The organism is Brevibacillus composti (assembly GCF_016406105.1).
Classification (GTDB): domain Bacteria; phylum Bacillota; class Bacilli; order Brevibacillales; family Brevibacillaceae; genus Brevibacillus; species Brevibacillus composti.
The window spans coordinates 3,442,724-3,456,010 of the sequence record NZ_CP066308.1 but is presented as its reverse complement, the minus strand read 5'-3'; the positions used below and the strand labels follow the sequence as shown (position 1 = coordinate 3,456,010).

Annotated in this window: 13 protein-coding genes and 1 riboswitch; of the genes, 9 read left to right on the top strand and 4 right to left on the bottom strand. The window is 59.5% G+C overall.

Annotated elements, in window-relative coordinates:
• Position 1: 1 nt before the first annotated feature.
• The 4 genes from JD108_RS17400 to JD108_RS17385 all read right to left on the bottom strand — a co-directional run bounded on the left by JD108_RS17400 (position 2) and on the right by JD108_RS17385 (position 4,315).
• Positions 2-880 carry an ABC transporter permease subunit gene (locus JD108_RS17400; RefSeq protein WP_198827253.1) on the bottom strand — a complete coding sequence of 293 codons (879 nt, stop codon included), beginning with the start codon at positions 878-880 and terminating at the stop codon, positions 2-4.
• A 15-nt stretch (positions 881-895) separates the two neighbouring features.
• Complete coding sequence (locus JD108_RS17395; RefSeq protein WP_198827252.1) at positions 896-1,900, bottom strand: ABC transporter permease; 1,005 nt, start codon at positions 1,898-1,900, stop codon at positions 896-898.
• Positions 1,901-1,928: 28 nt separating this feature from the next.
• The gene (locus tag JD108_RS17390) at positions 1,929-3,539 is read right to left on the bottom strand and encodes an ABC transporter substrate-binding protein (protein WP_198827251.1); all 1,611 of its coding nucleotides are present in this window, start codon (positions 3,537-3,539) and stop codon (positions 1,929-1,931) included.
• Positions 3,540-3,607: 68 nt separating this feature from the next.
• Positions 3,608-4,315, bottom strand: coding sequence for a M15 family metallopeptidase (locus JD108_RS17385; RefSeq protein ID WP_228728186.1), 708 nt, complete (start codon positions 4,313-4,315; stop codon positions 3,608-3,610).
• Positions 4,316-4,502: 187 nt separating this feature from the next.
• Positions 4,503-4,722: riboswitch (cobalamin riboswitch) on the top strand.
• Between the two features lie 220 nt (positions 4,723-4,942).
• On the opposite strand from JD108_RS17385, the gene cobO reads away from it, so the two are divergent.
• The 9 genes from cobO to cobK all read left to right on the top strand — a co-directional run bounded on the left by cobO (position 4,943) and on the right by cobK (position 13,222).
• Entirely contained in the window at positions 4,943-5,494 is a 552-nt protein-coding gene (gene cobO / locus JD108_RS17380) for a cob(I)yrinic acid a,c-diamide adenosyltransferase (RefSeq protein WP_198827250.1), read from the top strand.
• Complete coding sequence (gene cobD, locus JD108_RS17375) at positions 5,494-6,597, top strand: threonine-phosphate decarboxylase CobD (protein WP_198827249.1); 1,104 nt, start codon at positions 5,494-5,496, stop codon at positions 6,595-6,597. Before cobO ends, cobD begins: the two co-directional genes overlap by 1 nt.
• Positions 6,594-7,139: a bifunctional adenosylcobinamide kinase/adenosylcobinamide-phosphate guanylyltransferase gene (gene cobU, locus JD108_RS17370; protein ID WP_198827248.1), complete on the top strand. Its 546-nt coding sequence runs from the start codon at positions 6,594-6,596 to the stop codon at positions 7,137-7,139. The genes cobD and cobU overlap by 4 nt, the downstream gene beginning before the upstream one ends.
• Positions 7,136-7,882 carry an adenosylcobinamide-GDP ribazoletransferase gene (gene cobS, locus JD108_RS17365; protein ID WP_198827247.1) on the top strand — a complete coding sequence of 249 codons (747 nt, stop codon included), beginning with the start codon at positions 7,136-7,138 and terminating at the stop codon, positions 7,880-7,882. The genes cobU and cobS overlap by 4 nt, the downstream gene beginning before the upstream one ends.
• Positions 7,879-8,511 (top strand): histidine phosphatase family protein, encoded by a 633-nt coding sequence (locus JD108_RS17360; protein ID WP_198827246.1) that lies wholly within the window; start codon positions 7,879-7,881, stop codon positions 8,509-8,511. The genes cobS and JD108_RS17360 overlap by 4 nt, the downstream gene beginning before the upstream one ends.
• Positions 8,495-9,451, top strand: coding sequence for an adenosylcobinamide-phosphate synthase CbiB (gene cbiB, locus JD108_RS17355; protein WP_198827245.1), 957 nt, complete (start codon positions 8,495-8,497; stop codon positions 9,449-9,451). The genes JD108_RS17360 and cbiB overlap by 17 nt, the downstream gene beginning before the upstream one ends.
• A 149-nt stretch (positions 9,452-9,600) precedes the next feature.
• Positions 9,601-11,370, top strand: a complete 1,770-nt coding sequence (cobJ, locus tag JD108_RS17350; protein ID WP_198827244.1) for a precorrin-3B C(17)-methyltransferase — start codon at positions 9,601-9,603, stop codon at positions 11,368-11,370.
• 32 nt (positions 11,371-11,402) lie between these two features.
• On the top strand, positions 11,403-12,434 hold the full coding sequence (locus JD108_RS17345) for a sirohydrochlorin chelatase (RefSeq protein ID WP_198827243.1): 1,032 nt from the start codon (positions 11,403-11,405) through the stop codon (positions 12,432-12,434).
• Between the two features lie 14 nt (positions 12,435-12,448).
• Entirely contained in the window at positions 12,449-13,222 is a 774-nt protein-coding gene (gene cobK, locus JD108_RS17340) for a precorrin-6A reductase (protein ID WP_198827242.1), read from the top strand.
• The last annotated feature ends 65 nt before the right edge of the window (positions 13,223-13,287 follow it).

Below are 13,287 nucleotides of genomic sequence, written 5' to 3'. Positions count from 1 at the left end.
CCTATCGGTTCGATTTCGGATCGAGAATGTCCCGAATTCCGTCACCGATCAGATTGAACCCGCACGAAGCGAGAAACAGGGCAAGTCCCGGAAAGGTCGGGTACCACCAGTAGTCGAGCAGGTACTTCCAGCCGACGCTGATCATCGCTCCCCATTCCGGTGTGGGGGGCTGAGCGCCGAGTCCGAGGAAGCCCAGGGTAGCGACCAGGAGGATGGCATCTCCGATATCCAGCGTGACCTGGATCACCACAGGCGAGACCGCGTTCGGGATGATGTGGCGGGCGATGATCCGCCAGGGCTTGATCCCGAAGGTGACGGCCGCTTTTACGAACAGCTTTTCCCGGAGGGCGAGCGTCTCCGCCCGAGCCAGTCTCACATAGACCGGGATCTTGATAATGGCGATGGCCAGCATCGCATTTTGCAGGTTTGGACCCAGCGTTGCCGCTACAGCCATCGCGAGGACGAGCGAGGGAAAAGCCAGGATAATGTCCATCAGGCGCATGATGATCTGATCGACACGGCCGCCGAAATAACCGGAGATGGAGCCGATGATCGTGCCGATCAGACCGGCGGAGAGAACAGCAGCTACCCCCACTCCAAGCGACAGGCGGGCACCGTACAGGATCCGGGTAAAAATATCGCGCCCCACTTCATCCGTCCCGAACCAGTGGGCAGCTGACGGAGGAGAGAAGCGTTCCTTGATGCTGATTTTGCTCGGATCATAGGGTGAGATGAGCGGTGCGAAAATGGACAGAAGCACAATCATCAGCAGCAAAACAAGTCCAAATAAGGTAAGCGGGTTGCGCCGTATCCGGAACCAAAAGGGGTTTGTTTTCCGGGGCGCTGCGGCCGCATCCGCCTTTGCCGAGAGACTGGACATGATGATCTTCCCCTCCTATTCCTTGATTTGCGGGTCGAGCACATAATACGTCAGGTCGACCAGCAGATTGATGACGACGTACCCAAGCGAGATGACGAAGGTAAAGCCCATGATCGCCGGAAAGTCGAGAAAGGCGATGGAATCAACCACGTATTTCCCCATCCCGGGCCAGCTGAAAATCGTCTCCGTCACGACAGCTCCGCCCAGCAGAGAGCCAAAGGAAAGTCCGACGACGGTGATGGTCGGGATCAATGCGTTGCGCAGGGCGTAGCGGATCAGCAGGACAGGCCCGTGTATGCCGTTCGCCAGGGCGGTTCGGATGTAATCCTGCCCCAGCACCTCCAGCATGCTGGAGCGCACTTGGCGCGTCACGATCGCGAGCTGGGCAAAAGCCAGGGTAAAAGCGGGCAGAATGAGATGCCACAGGCTGTTTTTGAGGGCAGCCCAGTTTCCGGTGAGCAGGCTGTCCAATACGTAAAGACCGGTGATTTTGGCCGGTGCGGGGACGGCCAGATCGATTCGCCCGCTGGAAGGCAGGGCGCCGAGAAATTTATAAAAGATCAAAATGCCGACAAGTCCGCTCCAAAAAACCGGCGTGGAGATGCCCGCGATGGAAAAGAAACGGCTCGCATGATCCCAGCCGGTATTTTTCTTGACGGCGGAGAGCACGCCGAGCGGGATGCCGATCAGGATGGCGATGATAAAGGCTGTGATGGCCAGCTCCAGGGTGGCCGGGAAAAAGGTGATCAGGTCGTCGATGACCGGCTGCTGGGTGCGAATCGAGTTGCCAAAGTCTCCTGCAAAAAGCCCTTTCATGTAAGTAAGGTATTGGACCCAGACCGGTTGGTCCAGGCCCAATTGCCGACGAACTTCTTGCAGTGTTTCCTCACTCGCGCGCTGTCCCACCATCATCCGTGCCGGATCGCCGGGAATGACATGGGAGAGAAAGAAGGTGATCATCGTGACTCCCAGGAGCACCAGCACCAGCATGGCGAGACGTTTCAGGATGATCTGTTTCATGAGGAAAGCACTCCTTCATTTACGGCGTTTATTTGGACATATCCGCCAGGTTGTAAATCCCTTCCAGCATCGGATTGTAGACAAAGCCCTTCACGTTCTTGCTGATCGGCAGGAGGAAGTCTTTTTGATAGAGATAGAGGTAAGGAGCCTCCTCGATGACGATCTTCTGTGCTTCCTGGTAGAGCTTTTCCCGCTCGGCCTTGTCGTTGATCGATGCGGCCTTGCGCACCAGCTCGTCCACCTGGTCGTTCTTGTAGAAGGCGCGGTTGCCGGCAAGACCGAAGTTGACAGAGTCAAACCAGTAGTTCATGAACATGTACGGGTCGCCAAAGTCAGGGCTCCAGACGCCGAGTGCCAGGTCGAATTCGCCGGCGTCGATCATTTCGCGCGAGGTGGCATAGGCGATCTTCTTCAGATTCAGCTTGACGCCGATATCGGCCAAAAAGGCTTGCAGGGTGAGGGCTTCGGTCTCCCACCACGGTTTGTTGTCGGAGTACAACAAGTCGAGCGTCAGATCGGTGACGCCCGCTTCCGCCAGCAGCGCCTTTGCTTTTTCCACGTCCCGCGTATATTGGTGCGCGGATTCGTCATGGCCCCAGAGACCTTTTGGAATCGGGCCGCGCATCTGGGTGGCAAAGCCTTCCTGGACGGATTCGGTCAGCGCGTCGTAATCGATTGCGTAGCTGAGCGCTTGGCGAACCTTGGGATTTTTCAGCGCCTCATTTCCTTTGGAGGAGTTCACGTAGACGTAATCGACAAACAAGCTGGGTTTTTGCAGGACTTCGATATTGGGCAGGTTTTGAAGCGCTTTCAATTGTTCGTTAGGAATGCCTTCCGCGATGTCGATCTCGCCTTGTTCCAGCTGCAGGCGCTGAGCCGTTGCATCGGGAACGATTTTAAAGTAGACGGTCTGGAAGGCGGGCTTGACGGAAGAATGCGGGTTCACCGTCAGTTTCAGGTACTCGCCTTTCTTCCATTCGGACAACTGGTAGGGACCGCTGCCCATCGTGTTGCTGGCGAGGTAGTTTTGGCCCAGGTCGCCGTTTTGCTCTTTTTCCTTCACCTTCGGATTGACGATGCCGCCGTAGTTGGCTGCGAGCGTCGAGAGGAAAGGAGGGAAGTTTTGCGAGAGAACGAAGGAAACCACAGTGGGCGACTCCACCTTCACTTCCTTGATCACGCTGTAGACGTCAGCCGGCCCTTTTTTGATCGCCAATGTCCGGTCGAAGGTGAATTTGACCGCCTCGGCAGTCACGGGTGTTCCATCGGAAAAGGTGTGGCCTTCTTCCAGCGTAAAGGTCCAGATGAGACCGTCGTCGCTCACTTTCCATTCTTTCGCCAGACCCGGTTTTACCTCCGTGGACTCTCCGTCGTACTCAACGAGCCGCTCATAGGTCGGATAGGTAATTTTCCAGGCCGCATTGTCAAAGGTGACGGCAGGATCGAGTGTCCCCTGGTCAGCGTTGATCGCCACATACAGAGTGTCCGCCGCTGTCTTGGGTGCGGACGTCTCCGTTTTCGCTGCAGAGTCTCCAGGGCTAGGCGGTTGCGACTGGTTTGCAGGTGTGCTACAGGCTGTCACAAGCATGGAAAACGTCAGTGCCAGACTCGTCAAGACGAATGACCATCTGCGATTCAATGAAATCTACCCCCATAATTTGTGATAAACTAAAGATAATTTTAATATATTGCAAATATTCGTGGTATTCAACCACTTTTGTCAGATAACTGCAAAATTCCGCCATAGATGGCTTGCTCCTGCTTGCGGGCTGCCCAGGTCAATGTGCCGTATTCGAAGTGCCACCATTCCTTCGGATAGTTGACGAATCCCGCTTCTGACATGAGGTGATAGAGGAGTCGTCTGTTTGCGCGGACGATCCGTTCTTCGTCTTGCTCGGGCGGATTATCTTCGTAGTAACGGGTAGCCGCCTTTTCGCTGAAGTCGTCAAAAGCTGTTCCCATATCGAGCCATCCCTCGGGTCCCTCGATGGTCAGATCGACTGCGCCGCCGGACAGATGAGGGGAAGGCTTTTGGATGTCTTTGCTCGGAACCGCCACAAATTTGCCCAGCAAACGCTGCAGCGACTCCCCCTCTTCCCACCCCTGGTCGAGGAGCCTTTTTCTGAAGCCTTCGTAGAGGGAAGTCTGCACCTGATAGGAGCGCCATCCGTCCAGGACGACAAATCGGTGTCCGGGAGGAAGCGCTTCTGCTGCCCGGACGAGTCTGGCTGCTGCACTCTCTCTCAGATAGGCTTCGGCTGTCGCGCCCTCGTAGCCTTGTCGGTGATAGATGGGGTAGACAGTAATTTTGTCAGACAAGGCGGAGAGGGGAATCATGCCTTCGCCGCATTCTATCAGGGTTGGTTGAGCGGGCAGCGGCATACCCTCCGGGGGAATCGGGATATCCTGTTTCAAGTAAAATCACCTCCTGGCAGTGGGTTTTTCCAATATCCTAACAAAGAAAAAATATTTAGTAAACTGCATTTATTTTTCATTTGTTGAACTTGGCTTGAATGGCCGCTTGGTCCAGCTTGTTCTTTCTATCTGTCCCCACATTTGTTATGATGAGAGCAAGAGCCTCATTTTGGCTGGTTTGCCCAATTGCATATTGCGCGAAACAGGTCTTCGCTTCCGCGCCCGTGTCTGTGGTGCGAGAGGTGAAGTTAAAAGGGAAGTTTGGTGAAAATCCAACGCGGTCCCGCCACTGTAAGAGAGGAGTTTTCCTTCAAGGCATTGCCATCCACTGCCCCCACCGGGTGCGGGAAGGAGAAGGAAAGCGGCGATTCTCGAGCCAGGAGACCTGCCTGTTCTTGCCTTCAGCACTGCATTCCTTCGGGTCAAAGGAAGAGGTGGATCGTTGCCTGCGAACTGTCCGCGCTTTGTCTCCCTTTGCAATCCGGGAGGCAAGGCGCTTTTTTTATGCGCGGACCACGGGCGATGCCAGCGGAACAGGCGGGCAGCAGGATGGCAGCATAGGCTTCGCCCGCCCGGCGAACCTGCGTGACCTGCGGGAGAAGCCTGAAACACAGAGGAGGAGCGACGATGAGCAAAGATTCGGACAAGAAACGGGGCATGCTGCTCGTATATACCGGAGACGGCAAAGGGAAAACCACGGCGGCATTGGGCCTCGCCGTGCGTGCTTGCGGCAGGGGCAAACGCGTCCTGATGATCCAATTCATCAAGTCGCCGGAGCGCACCTACGGGGAAAAGATCATTTTCGACCGATTGGGCATCGAGATGGTGCAGATGGGGGCGGGATTTACCTGGACGAAGACGCCGGAGGAGCATCGCCGGGCCTTGCAGACGGCGTGGAGCTTCGCCCGGGAAAAGGTGCTGGGCGGCGAATACGACGTGGTGATTCTCGATGAGCTGAACAATGCGCTGGCGATCGACCGCTTCCCCATCGATGATGTGCTGCCGCTGGCCGACGTGCTGGAGACGGTGCGAAATCGGCCGCGCCACATGCATCTCGTCATTACCGGGCGCAGCGCCAAGCCCGAGATCATCGAAATGGCGGATCTGGTGACCGAGATGAAGCCGGTCAAACACTACTACGACGAAGGCATCCCCGCAGTGCTGGGGGTCGAATACTGATGAAGCTGCTGGAGATATACGGCCACGGAGGAGATCTGCGCACGGCTGCCGAGCGGTTTGGGCTGGATACGGATGCCATTCTCGATTACAGCGCCAATATCAATCCGCTCGGCCCGCCGCAGCGGGTCATGGAGGCCTTGGGCCAGGCGCTTTCGGCGGTGATCCGCTACCCGGACCCCGCGCACCGCTCCTTCCGGCAGGCCTTGGCGGAACGGCTGCGGTTGCCGGAAGATTTCCTCTTGCCGGCAAACGGCGCTGCAGAGGCGATGGCGCTCGCGATCCTCGCCCTGCAGCCAAAGAAGGTCGGCATCGCCGCGCCTTGCTTTTCCGAATATGGGCAACTGTCCGAGCAATTCGGCGCGGAGGTCGTCGCCTGCGTCGGCGATCCGGAGCGGGACTTCAAGCCCGGCATGGAAGAGCTGTTTTCGCTCTTGGAGAAAACGGAGCTGGTCTTTATCGGCTCCCCCAATAATCCGACGGGGACCTTGTACGAGCCGGGCGAGCTGTTGCAGCTAGCCGCACATGCCAATGAAACGGGCACCTATCTGGTGGTCGATGAAGCATTTCTGGATTTTGTGGCGGAAGAAAAACAGTATACCCTGGCGGATCGGCTGGAAGAGTTTCCCCGCGTCCTGTTGATGCGCTCGATGACGAAGATGTTTGCCATTCCGGGCTTGCGACTGGGATATGCGATCGCCCATCCTGAGCTGATCCGCAGGCTGAGAGAGAAGCAGGTCAGCTGGAGCGTCAACGGCCTCGCCCTCCTGGCTGGTGAACTGTGCCTGCGGGAGGCCGCATATGAGGAGGAGACCCGCAGGCTGGTCAAAACCGAGCGGGATTTTCTGATGTCGGGTGTAGAGGAGCTGGGCTGGCGGACATGGCCGGGAGAGGCCAATTTTTTGCTGGTGCGTTCGGCAGGGAATCTGGATGCCGCCACGCTGCAGGAGGAGATGGGCAGACGGGGGATCTTGATCCGAAGCTGCGCCATGTACGCAGGCCTGACTGCCCATGATTTTCGCATCGCGGTCCGTTCGCGATCTGAAAATCTGCGGTTGCTGCAGGCTTTTCGCGAAGTCGCCGGACAAAGGGGGACGCGCGCATGAGTCTGATTCTGGTAACCGGTGGCGTCCGCTCGGGAAAGAGCCGGTTTGCCGAGGAGCTGGCAGGCGGGTATGGCCGGGATGTTCTCTACGTGGCGACGGGCCAGGTCTGGGATGAGGAGATGCGCAAACGGATCGAGCTGCACCGTCAGCGCAGGCCTGCAGGCTGGGGCTTGCGCGAGATCGGGGGAAAGCTGTCCGATTCTCTTTCGGACGCGGACGCGGATGCGTATCCTGTCGTGCTGATCGATTGCCTGTCCACCTGGATCAGCGGTCGGCTGATGGACGTGCCGGAGCCCTCCTGGCGGGACGAGACGATTACCGGCGAGATATTGGCGGAAGCTGAGCGCTGGCTGGATAAGGCGGCGGCCACCGACCGCATCGTCATCGCCGTGACGAGTGAAGTGGGATTGGGCGGCGTCGCCTTGTCGAAGCTGGGACGCTGGTTTGCGGACGTGCTCGGCGATGTCAATCAGCGCACGGCTCGGCGTGCCGATGCGGTCTATGCCGTAATGGCCGGCATCCCCTGGAGGTTAAAAGGATGAATGCATTTTTTCATGCGCTGTCGTTTTTTACCCGGATACCCGTACCGTGGCTGAAGCCTTCCGAGAAGGCGTGGCGGCAGAGCGTCGCCTGGTATCCGGCCGTCGGACTGGTGATCGGCTGCCTCTTGTGGGCATTTCTGACGGCTGCGCTTTGGGCCTTTTCGCCGCTGCTTGCGGCCGTGCTCACCTGTGCGGCGTGGGTGTACATCACGGGCGGACTTCATCTGGACGGATGGATGGATCTGGCCGACGGGCTCGGCAGCAGCCGTTCCCGGGAGCGGATGCTAGAAATTATGAAAGACAGCCGTTCTGGCGCGATGGCCGTACTGGCGGCGATACTGCTGCTCCTGGTGAAAACGGCCGGACTGGCTGAGCTGGCGGCTGCATCGGCATCGCTTCTCCCCGTGATTCTGATCATCCCGTTTGCGGCCCGGACGCATGTGCTGGTGGCGATTCATTTCTGGCCGTACGCGACCGAAGAGGGCGGAATCGGCAAAAACATCGGGGAAGGACTGCGGCTTTGGCATATCGGACTCGCATACTTAGCTCTCCTCGGACTGGGCTGGTGGCTTGCCGGCATTCAGGCGGTGGCGGCGGTGGCCGTCTCGCTCCTGTTTGTCCTCTGGTTCGCGCGCGGGATCTCCCTGCGGCTCGGCGGACTCACTGGCGACTGCTATGGAGCGCTGATCGAGAGCAGCGAGGCGGTCATGCTGCTCATCCTGGCGGGGAGCTGGTGGCGATGAGGTGGATCTGGATCCGGCACGGAGAGACAGCCGAGAATCGGGAAGGCCGCTATCTGGGGGATGCGGACGCGCCGCTGAATGAAACCGGATGGAAGCAGGCCAGAGAGCTGGCGGAGCGGCTGGCCGGTGAAAAGCCGGTGCGACTCTACACCAGCGACCTGCTGCGAACGAGGCAAACGGCCGAACAGCTCGGGGCGGTCTGGAAAATGGCCCCTCGCCTCGAGCCGGAATTGCGCGAGCTTTCCTTTGGCGAGTGGGAGCGGCTCACCTACGAGGAGCTGATGGCACGGGATGAGGAAAGAGCCCGTCGCTGGTACGACGATCCGTTTCAGGTGGCGCCGCCGGGCGGAGAGACGCTGGCCCAGCTGGGCGAGCGGGTGGATCGCTGGCTGCATCGCGTCAGCAGGACGGCCGAGCAAAAGACAATCGCCATCGTCACGCACGGCGGCGTCATCCGCTGGTTCCAGGCGGCCTGGCTGCACCGAGACCCTCGCCTCTACTGGCAGATGGATGGTCTTCGCCACGGCCAGGCCATGATGGCAGAGACTGCGGGCGATGGCTGGCGGCTCTGTGCGGAGACGAGCGAAGCCAAGGAAGAGAGTGTGAGGCAGGATGAACATCGCGTATAGTATCGCGGCCGCTTATCTGGTAGACCGCATCATCGGGGACCCGCGAAGGATCCCCCATCCTGTCGTGATCATCGGCTGGTTTATCACCCGCCTGGAGCGCATGATCCGCTTGTTTGTCAAAAAGCCGGGCGGACTGCGGGCAGCCGGGTTGCTATTTCCGCTGCTGATCGTCGGCGGCAGCTACATGGTAGTCGCGGGGCTTTTGTACGGAGCGGGGCTGCTCCACCCCTGGCTGGCGGTGGGGCTGGAAATCTGGCTGATCGCCACGACGATTGCGACCAAGGGGCTGGCTGACGCCGGTTTGGAGATCGGCCGCCATTTGCTCGCGGGAGATGTGGCCAAGGCGCGCCGCTCGCTGTCGATGGTGGTTGGCCGGGATACGGAGCATTTGGAAGAGGCGGAGATCAGCCGCGGAGCCGTAGAGACCGTGGCGGAGAACATCGTCGATGCGATCGTCTCCCCGCTCTTTTTCGCCGCCATCGGCGGAGCGCCGCTGGCGATGGCCTACCGGGCCGCCAATACGCTGGACTCGATGGTCGGCTACAAAAACGAGAAGTATCTCCATCTCGGCTGGGCATCTGCCCGGTTCGACGATGTGCTCAATTACATACCGGCCCGTCTGACCGCCCTGTTTTTGCTGGCGGCAAGCCGGCTGCAGGGGCTGGACTGGCGCCGCTCCTATCGAATCATGAGACGGGATGCCCGCCTCCATCCCAGCCCCAACAGCGGCATTCCCGAGGCAGCCGTAGCCGGGGCACTGGGCGTTCAGCTGGGCGGATTAAATTACTACCAGGGCGTGGCCTCCCACCGGGCGAAGCTGGGCGATCCGCTCCGGCCGCTCCGTACCGAGGACATCCTGGCCACGGTACGGCTGATGCGGCTGGCATCGTGGATGTGTGCGGCGGTTTGCGCTGCCATCGCCTTTCTTTTGTACGGATAAATGGCTGTGCCGCCGTTATTTCGCTCTCGTTCCTTTTTCGGATCGCAGCGTTCAGCTTCGCCGGCGGCAACGGTTACATGAAGCGAAACACGCGACTTAAAAAACGAGTCGCTCCCATACAGGACAGAAATTGAAAGGGGGATTTTCCCATGAGCGGCAAGCTGTTTGTCATCGGCTTCGGACCAGGGAGCTTTGACCATATTACCAAACGGGCACGGGAAGCCATCGAGGAGAGCGAGATCATCATCGGATACACCACCTATGTGGACCTGATCCGAGGCCTGCTGACCGATCAGGAGATCGTCAGCACCGGGATGACCGAGGAAGTGACCCGGGCGCGGGAAGCTGTCCGCCAGGCGGAAGCAGGCAAAAAAGTGGCGGTCATCTCCAGCGGTGACGCCGGGGTGTACGGCATGGCCGGGCTGGTCTACGAGGTCCTCGTGGAACAAGGCTGGACTGCGGCGGAAGGCGTCGAGGTCGAAATCGTACCCGGCATCTCGGCGATCAACTCCTGCGGTGCCTTGCTCGGAGCGCCGATCATGCACGATGCATGCACGATCAGCCTGAGCGACCATCTTACCCCGTGGGAGCTGATCGCGAGGAGAATCGACGCGGCCGGCATGGCCGATTTTGTCATCGCGCTGTACAATCCGCGCAGCGGGCGGCGCACCCGGCAGATCGTCGAAGCGCAGCGCATCCTCCTGCAATACCGCTCGCCGGACACGCCGGTCGGCATCGTGAAAAGCGCCTACCGCGAGCGGGAGCATATCGTCATCACCACATTGGCCGATATGCTCAACCACGACATCGGCATGCTGACAACGGTTATCATCGGCAATTCGTCCACATTCGTCTACGACGGGAAAATGATTACGCCGCGCGGCTATCAGCGGAAATATACGCTGAACTCCGACGAACAGGCCCTCAAGCCGCATCAGCGTCTCCGTCCGGAAAACGAGCCCTGGTCGCTGGAAGCGGCAGCCTTGCAGGGAGCAGCGGCACTAGGCGACAGCCCGAGCCTGGCAGCGGCCCCGCAGGAGCGGCCCGCATCGAAGCCGGTGAACAGCGTGAGCGCGCCGGTCGACTCTGCTCACCGCGCGCCGGCCGGCACAGGCACGCAGGCGGCCGCCGCTACGCCGTACGACTGGGCGGCTCAGGCGCTGCAGGCTGTAAATGAGGCAAAAGGCATCACCGCGGAGGGAACGGCGGCGGCCGCAACCGCAGTCGCATCAGGCACTCAACTCCATCGCCCGGCGGCGGTCTTTGTCCCGGAGATGATCTTCGAGTGCGCGGTCAGTCCCGGTGTCGCCAATAAAAAATTTACCCCGCTGCAGATGATGACGCTGGCCCAGGCCGCAGGGGAAAAGGGCGAGCTGGAATACACGCCGCATCATCAGATCATCCTGCGGGTGCCGACGAGCAATCCGGAGGAAGTAACGGCGCCGCTCCGCGAAGCCGGGCTGATCCTGACCCCGGTCGGCGATGTTTTGCAGGTGAAGGCCTGCGATTTCTGCGACGGGGAGAAAAAGGACGCCATTCCCTACGCAGAGGAGCTGCAACAGAAGCTGGGCGGCCTGGAGATGCCCAAGGAGACGCGGATCGGCATCAACGGCTGCGGGATGGCCTGCTATCGGGCGGTTCAAGAGGATATCGGACTGGTGTTCCGCAAGGGCAAGTTCGATCTCTTCCTGGGAGCCAAAACGGTGGGGCGGACCGCGCACTCCGGGGTTCCGGTCGCGGAAGGAATCGAGCCGGATAAAATCGTGCCGCTGATCGAGCGGATCGTCGCGCGCTATAAAAGTGAGGCCTTCCCCAACGAGCGCTTCCACAAGTTCTTCCAGCGGATAGGCGAGCTGGAGGGATACGCTTGGCAGGAGGTGCCGATTCCGAAGATTGAAAACGCCGTCTGCGGCGATTGAGCATAGACGAAAAAGATGAGGGAGGAATCAGGATGGACGCGGTATTGTTCGTCGGACACGGGAGCAAGGATCCCGAAGGAAATGAAGAGGTAAGGCAGTTTGTCGCTTCGCTGGCAAACGAGGTGGATGTGCCGATTTTGGAAACCTGCTTTTTGGAGTTTGAGCGGCCCGACATGCTGCAGGGCTTGGATGCTTGCGTCAAGCGGGGAGCCACCCGCGTGGCTGTCATCCCGATCATTCTGTTTTCGGCGGGCCACGCCAAGATCCACATCCCGGCGGCCATCGACGAAGCCAAGGCGAAACATCCCCATGTGCAGTTCATCTACGGTCGCCCGATCGGGATTCACACCGAGGTGCTGAACATTCTGGCGACGCGGATGGAGGAAGCGGGCTTTGCCTCTGGCGAGGAGCATCCGGATACCGCCGTGCTGGTCATCGGACGGGGCAGCAGCGACCCCGACGCCAACAGCGACATCTACAAAATGTCCCGCCTCTTCTGGGAGCGCTGGAAGGCGAAATGGGTAGAGACGGCCTTCATGGGCGTGACCTTTCCCCTGTATGAAGAAGGGATCGAGCGCTGCCTGAAGCTGGGCGCGCGCCGCGTCGTCGTCCTGCCGTACTTCCTCTTTACCGGCGTGCTGATCAAGCGCATGGCTGACCAGTTGGAGCAATTCCGCAGCCGCTATCCGGAAGCGGAATTTGTGCTGGCGGAGTACTTCGGCTTCCACCCGTTGCTCAAAGAGGTGCTGAAAGACCGGGTGCAAGAGGCGCTGCACGGCGAAGTGAAGCTGAATTGCGACACCTGCCAGTATCGTCTGGCAGCGATGGAGCACATCGACCATCACCACCACCATCACGACGACGATCACGGGCATCATCACCATCATCACGGACATGATCACAGCCACGGGCACGATCACAGCCACGGGCACGATCACAGCCACGGGCACGATCACAGCCACGGACATGATCACAGTCACGGACATGATCACAGCCACGGACATGATCACAGCCACGGGCACCATCAAGACCACGAACACGGCCGACACAAGGTGAACAAATAGAGGAGGGACGCGCGATGATACTGGTACTGGCCGGGACGAGCGATGCACGCGAGCTGGCCTTGTTAATCAAAGAAAACGGGTATGACCTCTTGGCCACGGTGGTGACCGAGAATGCCGCCAAAAGCCTCGAGGAGGCGGGATTGACCGTGCAGGTCGGCCGCCTGACCGCGGATGACATCACGTCGCTGATTCGCGAACGCGGCTTTCGGGCAGTTGTCGACGCCAGCCACCCCTATGCGGAGGAAGCATCGAAAAATGCCATGGCCGGCGCGCAGGCAGCAGATGTCCCGTACATCCGCTACGAACGGGAGAATGCCGAATCGCCCCGCCACGAGAAGATCATTTTTGCCGAGGATTATAAGCACGCGGCAGAGATCGCGGCGGAGAAGCGTGGCGTGATCATGCTGACGACGGGCAGCAAGACGCTGAAGATCTTCGCCGACCGCCTGCTGGGCCTGCCCGAGACGACGCTGGTGGCCCGCATGCTGCCGCGTATCGACAATATGGAAAAATGCGAGGAGCTGGGCATCGAGCAGAAGAACATCGTCGCCATGCAGGGGCCTTTTTCCAAAGAGCTGAACAAAGCCCTCTACGCCCATTACGGCGTCACCCTGATGATCACCAAAGAGAGCGGCAAGGTGGGCGCTTTTGACGAAAAGGTAGAGGCCGCCCTGGAGATGGGCATCGAGACCATCGTCATCGCTCGTCCGAAGATCGATTACGGCACCAAATTTTCCGATTTTGCCGGGGTCGTCGGCCAGTTGAAGCAGCTACTGCCTCTGGTATAGAAAAGACCGCGCCAAAACCGGTTCATCACTGCCCCTGAAAAGGGAAACAGCCAATCCAAAGGAGG

What these genes read in the sequence shown, in the direction of transcription:
- cobJ (WP_198827244.1), top strand. Translation starts at nt 9,601, where the DNA reads ATGAGCGGCAAGCTGTTTGTCATCGGCTTCGGACCAGGGAGCTTTGAC.
- cobS (WP_198827247.1), top strand. Translation starts at nt 7,136, where the DNA reads ATGAATGCATTTTTTCATGCGCTGTCGTTTTTTACCCGGATACCCGTA.
- cobU (WP_198827248.1), top strand. Translation starts at nt 6,594, where the DNA reads ATGAGTCTGATTCTGGTAACCGGTGGCGTCCGCTCGGGAAAGAGCCGG.
- JD108_RS17400 (WP_198827253.1), bottom strand. Translation starts at nt 880, where the DNA reads ATGTCCAGTCTCTCGGCAAAGGCGGATGCGGCCGCAGCGCCCCGGAAA.
- cobK (WP_198827242.1), top strand. Translation starts at nt 12,449, where the DNA reads ATGATACTGGTACTGGCCGGGACGAGCGATGCACGCGAGCTGGCCTTG.
- cobO (WP_198827250.1), top strand. Translation starts at nt 4,943, where the DNA reads ATGAGCAAAGATTCGGACAAGAAACGGGGCATGCTGCTCGTATATACC.
- JD108_RS17360 (WP_198827246.1), top strand. Translation starts at nt 7,879, where the DNA reads ATGAGGTGGATCTGGATCCGGCACGGAGAGACAGCCGAGAATCGGGAA.
- cbiB (WP_198827245.1), top strand. Translation starts at nt 8,495, where the DNA reads ATGAACATCGCGTATAGTATCGCGGCCGCTTATCTGGTAGACCGCATC.
- JD108_RS17345 (WP_198827243.1), top strand. Translation starts at nt 11,403, where the DNA reads ATGGACGCGGTATTGTTCGTCGGACACGGGAGCAAGGATCCCGAAGGA.
- JD108_RS17395 (WP_198827252.1), bottom strand. Translation starts at nt 1,900, where the DNA reads ATGAAACAGATCATCCTGAAACGTCTCGCCATGCTGGTGCTGGTGCTC.
- cobD (WP_198827249.1), top strand. Translation starts at nt 5,494, where the DNA reads ATGAAGCTGCTGGAGATATACGGCCACGGAGGAGATCTGCGCACGGCT.